The 4,955-nt window shown below is 66.9% G+C and carries 4 protein-coding genes and 1 pseudogene; 4 read left to right on the top strand and 1 reads right to left on the bottom strand.

Translation table 11 applies throughout. The annotated features are described in order from the left end of the window. Positions 1-439, bottom strand: a 439-nt coding sequence (locus KGM94_RS23460; RefSeq protein ID WP_300264589.1) for a M20/M25/M40 family metallo-hydrolase, incomplete at its 3' end; no start/stop codon positions are given. Between the two features lie 201 nt (positions 440-640). On the opposite strand from KGM94_RS23460, the gene KGM94_RS23455 reads away from it, so the two are divergent. The 4 genes and pseudogenes from KGM94_RS23455 to KGM94_RS23440 form a co-directional block, all read left to right on the top strand. Next, the gene (locus tag KGM94_RS23455) at positions 641-2,266 is read left to right on the top strand and encodes a GMC family oxidoreductase N-terminal domain-containing protein (protein ID WP_300264587.1); all 1,626 of its coding nucleotides are present in this window, start codon (positions 641-643) and stop codon (positions 2,264-2,266) included. Between the two features lie 6 nt (positions 2,267-2,272). Beyond that, positions 2,273-3,181, top strand: coding sequence for an alpha/beta hydrolase (locus KGM94_RS23450; protein WP_300264585.1), 909 nt, complete (start codon positions 2,273-2,275; stop codon positions 3,179-3,181). Positions 3,182-3,369: 188 nt separating this feature from the next. Beyond that, positions 3,370-4,614, top strand: coding sequence for an OpgC domain-containing protein (locus tag KGM94_RS23445; protein ID WP_300264583.1), 1,245 nt, complete (start codon positions 3,370-3,372; stop codon positions 4,612-4,614). Further along, positions 4,611-4,955 (top strand): annotated as a pseudogene (locus KGM94_RS23440) (hypothetical protein); the annotation flags it as partial. The gene KGM94_RS23445 and the pseudogene KGM94_RS23440, both read left to right, overlap by 4 nt.

Genomic DNA, 4,955 nt, shown 5'->3' with positions numbered 1-4,955 from the left:
CGCCGGCGCCGCCCTCCTCGGCCGGCTGGAAGATCACGACCGCGTTGCCTGCGAAATTGCGGGTCTCGGCGAGATAACGCGCCGCCCCCAGCAGCATGGCGGTATGACCGTCATGGCCGCAGGCGTGCATCAGGCCCGGCGTTTTGGAGGCGTAAGGCAGATCGGTCGCCTCCTCGATCGGCAGCGCGTCCATATCTGCCCGCAGCCCGATGACCTTGACGTCGCCGCTGCCGGCGGGCCGGTTGCCCTTGATGACGCCGACCACGCCGGTGCGGCCGATGCCGGAAATCACCTGGTCGCAGCCGAATTCCCGCAACCGGTCCGCTACCAATGCCGCAGTGCGGTGCACGTCGTAGAGCAGTTCCGGGTGTTCATGGATATCCCGGCGCCAGGCCTGGATATCGGGCTGAAACTCGGCGACGCGGTTGACGATGGGCATGGAAATGACACTTCCGGGTTGAACGCTGCTGCCCCTGTAGCATGCAAGGGGCGGTCCAACCAACGCTGCCAGATATGGTCCCTCGCCCATCTTCGTCATGGCCGGGCTTGTCCCGGCCATCCACGTCTGACTAATAGGCGAAAAAGACGTGGATGCCCGGCACAAGGCCGGGCATGACGATAATCCATGAACGGGCGGATGATGCCAAAACGGCTTGAAGGCGATTTCGACTATATCGTGGTAGGTGCCGGCACCGCCGGTTGCATCGTGGCCAACCGGCTGTCAGCCGATCCGAAGAACCGCGTGCTGCTATTGGAAGCCGGCGGCGACGACAACTGGATCTGGTTTCACATCCCGGTCGGCTATCTCTTCGCCATCGGCAATCCGCGCTCGGACTGGATGTTCAGGACCGAAGCCGAGCCCGGGCTGAACGGCCGCTCGCTCGCCTATCCGCGCGGCAAGGTGATCGGCGGCTGCTCGGCGATCAACGCCATGATCTCGATGCGCGGCCAGGCGGCCGACTACGACCACTGGCGCCAGCTCGGGCTGACCGGCTGGGGCTATGACGACGTGCTGCCGCTGTTCAAGCGGCTGGAAGATCATTTCCTGGGCGCCAGCGAGCATCACGGCGTCGGCGGCGGCTGGCGCATCGAGGCGCCGCGGCTGTCCTGGACCGTGCTGGATGCGGTCGGCGATGCCGCCGAGGAGATGGGCATCAGGCGCATCCCGGATTTCAACACCGGCGACAATGAAGGCATCAGCTATTTCCACGTCAACCAGAAGCGCGGCCGGCGCTGGTCGTCGGCGCGCGGCTTCCTCAAGCCGGCGCTGAACCGGCCCAACCTGCGGCTCGAGAAGAACGTGCTGGTCGACCGTCTCGTCATCGAGCAGGGGCGCGCCGTCGGCGTGCGCTTCATCCGGGGCGGCGAGACCATCGAGGCGCGAGCCAAGCGCGAGGTGATCCTGTCGGCCGGCGCGATCGGCTCGATCCAGGTGCTGCATCGCTCCGGCGTCGGCCCCGCCGACTGGCTCGCGCCGCTCGGCATCGACGTCGTGCTCGACAAGCCCGGGGTCGGCCGCAACCTGCAGGACCATCTGCAGCAGCGCGCGATCTACAAGGTCGAGGGCGTGCGTACGCTGAACGAGACCTACTACTCGCTGGTGCGCCGCGGCCTGATGGGCCTCGACTACGCGTTCCGCCGCCGCGGCCCGCTGACCATGGCGCCGTCGCAGCTCGGCATCTTCACGCGCTCGGACCCGCATCGCGCGCGCGCCAACATCCAGTTCCACGTGCAACCGCTGTCGCTCGACAAGTTCGGCGATCCCCTGCACCGCTTCCCCGCGATCACCGTCAGCGCCTGCAACCTGCAGCCGACCTCGCGCGGCACGATACGCCTCCACTCCTCCGCGCCCGGCGAAAAGCCCTCGATCGCGCCGAACTACCTGTCGACCGACGAGGACCGCCAGGTCGCTGCCGACGCCATCCGCACCACGCGGCGGCTGATGCAGCAGAAAGCGCTGGCACAGTATCGCCCCAGCGAATACCTGCCCGGCCCCTCCGTCGGCGACGACGACGCCTCGCTGGCAAAGGCCGCCGGCGACATCGGCACCACCATCTTCCATCCCGTCGGCACCGCCAAGATGGGCGCCGCGAGCGATCCGATGGCGGTGGTCGACGAGCGCCTGCGCTTCCTCGGACTCGGAGGCCTGCGCGTGGTCGATGCGTCCATCATGCCGACGATCACCTCGGGCAATACCAATACGCCCACCGCGATGATCGCGGAAAAGGGCGCGACGATGATTTTGGAAGATTCCCGCAGCCGCTGAATCCAGATGATCCATCGACACCGGTTCGCGATCGGGAATGCCGGCGAGCGCATTGCGCTCGTGCGATGGGGCGAGGACGGATCGGGCAAGCCGCCCGCGCTCCTCTCGCACGGCACCGGCTTCGTCGCTGAGGTCTGGGACGAGGTCGCGCGCGACCTCGCCGCGACGTACACCGTGTATGCGCTCGATCGCCGCGGCCACGGCGACAGCCACAAGCCCGCGGCCGGCCGCTACCATTTCCAGGACTATGCCGAGGACGTCTGTCGGGTCATCGAGACGCTCGATCTGCGCGACATCTACGGCATCGGGCACAGCGCCGGCGCCACCGACCTGCTGCTCGCGGCAAAGCTGCTGCCGGAGCGTCTTGCGCGTATCTTTGCGATGGAGCCGACCGTGATGGATCCGCGCGCTGCAAGCGACGCGCCGGCAGGATTGAGCGAATGGGCCACCTCCGCCGTGCAAGGCGTGTCGCGCCGCCAGGCCGAGTTCGACGATCTTGACGCGGCGTTCAGGCGCTATCGGGCAGCGCCCGCGTTTGCCGATTGGACCGAGGCGTCGCTGTGGGCCTACGTCCGGCACGGTTTTGTCCCGCTGGACGATGGCCGGGTCCGGCTGCGCTGCACCCCCGAGATCGAATCCGCGATCCTGCGTCCGATCTTCGAGGCGATGGAGCAGATCTATGCCGGCGACGCGCGCGGCAACCCGTTCGCCGGGCTGACCGGGATCGCCTGCCCGGTCCGCATCGCGACCGCCGAAAAGTCCTGGCCGATCTACAAGGAGATGGCGAGACGCGCGGTCTCGCTCGTTCCCGACGTCAGCGAATGGAGATTCGACGGGGTCGGTCATTGCGTGGCGCAGGAGGCGCCGGCCCTTCTGTGCCGGGCCTTGCGGTCGTTCGACGAGGGGCGGCGATAGGCTGACGACGCTTCCCTTCGTCTGCCATGCGGCGCCGCGTCTTGACGGATCCGGTTCGGAGGCTTGAATTCCGCTGTCGCCCTACGCATACTGGACAGACGGATTATTCTCATGAAAGCGGCCAATGCAGCCAATTGAGCCGCAATTTCATTTGTTGTGGCCTTTGATCCGGGCGATAGGCGAGTACGGTGACGGTTACTGACCGGGTTACCGCGGCCGCGTCGGGCGGCGTGCCGACACCCACGAGGCGAGCCTGGCCGCTTGCTTTCACGGCGGCCGCCACGCTGCCGGCGATCGGCAGCGGTCAGAGGGAGCTGCGGATCGACCTGTTCCGCGGGCTCGCCCTGTGGCTGATCTTCATCGACCACGTGTCTCCGGACGTGCTGTCGTGGTTCACCATCCGCAGCTACGGCTTCAGTGACGCCGCCGAGATCTTCATCTTCCTGTCCGGCTTCACCGCGGCGTTCGTCTACGGCCGGACCCTGTTCGAGGGAGGCTTCGTGATCGGCGGCGCGCGCATCCTGCGGCGCGTCTGGCAGATCTATTGCGCCCACATCCTGCTGTTCTTCGTGCTGATCGCCGCGGTCGCGCTCGTCACCCAGGTCACCGGCAACGGTTTCTACATGCAGGAGATGGAGGTCACGGACTTCTTCAGGGATCCGGGCCCGGCGATGATCCAGGCCCTGATCCTGCGCTATCGCCCGCTGAACATGGACGTGCTGCCGCTCTACGTGGTTCTGATGGCCGCGCTGCCGCTGATCCTGGTGCTCGCCAGATGGCGCGCGGACGTTCCGCTCGCCGTCTCGATCGCGCTCTACGTCGCCACCAACCGCTTCGACCTCTATCTGTCGAGCTATCCCGGCGGCTTCTGGTCGTTCAATCCCTTCGCCTGGCAGCTCCTGTTCGTGTTCGGCGCCTGGTGCGCGCTGGGCGGCGGCGACAGGATGGCGCCGCTGGTCAGCCGGCCGGCCGTGTTCTGGATCGCGGTCGGCTACATCTTCGCCTGCTTCCTGGTGACGCTGACCTGGTATTTCCCGCAGCTCGGTCAGTTGATGCCGGCCTGGCTCGTCCGCCTCATCTACCCCATCGACAAGACCGATCTCGACATCCTGCGCTTCGGCCACTTCCTGGCGCTGGCGGTCGTCGCGCTGCGCTTCGTTCCGAGCGGATGGCGCGGGCTGGAATCGGCCTGGGCGCAGCCGCTGATCCTGTGCGGGCAATATTCGCTGCAGATCTTCTCGCTCGGTGTCGCGCTGTCCTTCGTCGGCTACGCGTTGCTGACGGAAACGGCCGCGGGCTTCCTCATGCATGTCGTCGCCGGCGTGCTCGGCATCGTGATCATGTGCGGCGTGGCGCTGACCTTCACCTGGTACAAGCGCGCGCTGAGCGCAACCGCGCGCCGCCACAAGCCGCCCGCGGTGCATTCCGCATGACGATTGCGCGCCGATCGATCTCGTTCGAGCCGCGCCGGCCGCAAGGCGAACCTCGCGGCGCGGCCGCGCCGTCCGATGCGCCCGGCGGGTGGCTGCCGTCGCATGCCTTCGATCTCGCCACGCTCGCGCTCATCGCCGCGCTGATCGCCGGCGCGCTGTGGACGTTCAGGGACTATGCGGTCTCCAACGACGAGGTCGTGCAGCATCAGTACGGCAAGCTGATCCTCGACTACTATTCGAGCGGCTTCAGGGATCGCGATCTCTTCAACTTCGACAATCTCTACCTCTATGGCGGCCTGTTCGACATCGTCGCGGTGTCGCTGGCGCACGTGCTGCCGATC

This window comes from Bradyrhizobium sp. (assembly GCF_028868675.1).
In the GTDB taxonomy this organism is placed as follows: Bacteria; Pseudomonadota; Alphaproteobacteria; order Rhizobiales; family Xanthobacteraceae; genus Bradyrhizobium.
This window is presented reverse-complemented; position numbering and strand designations above follow the sequence as displayed.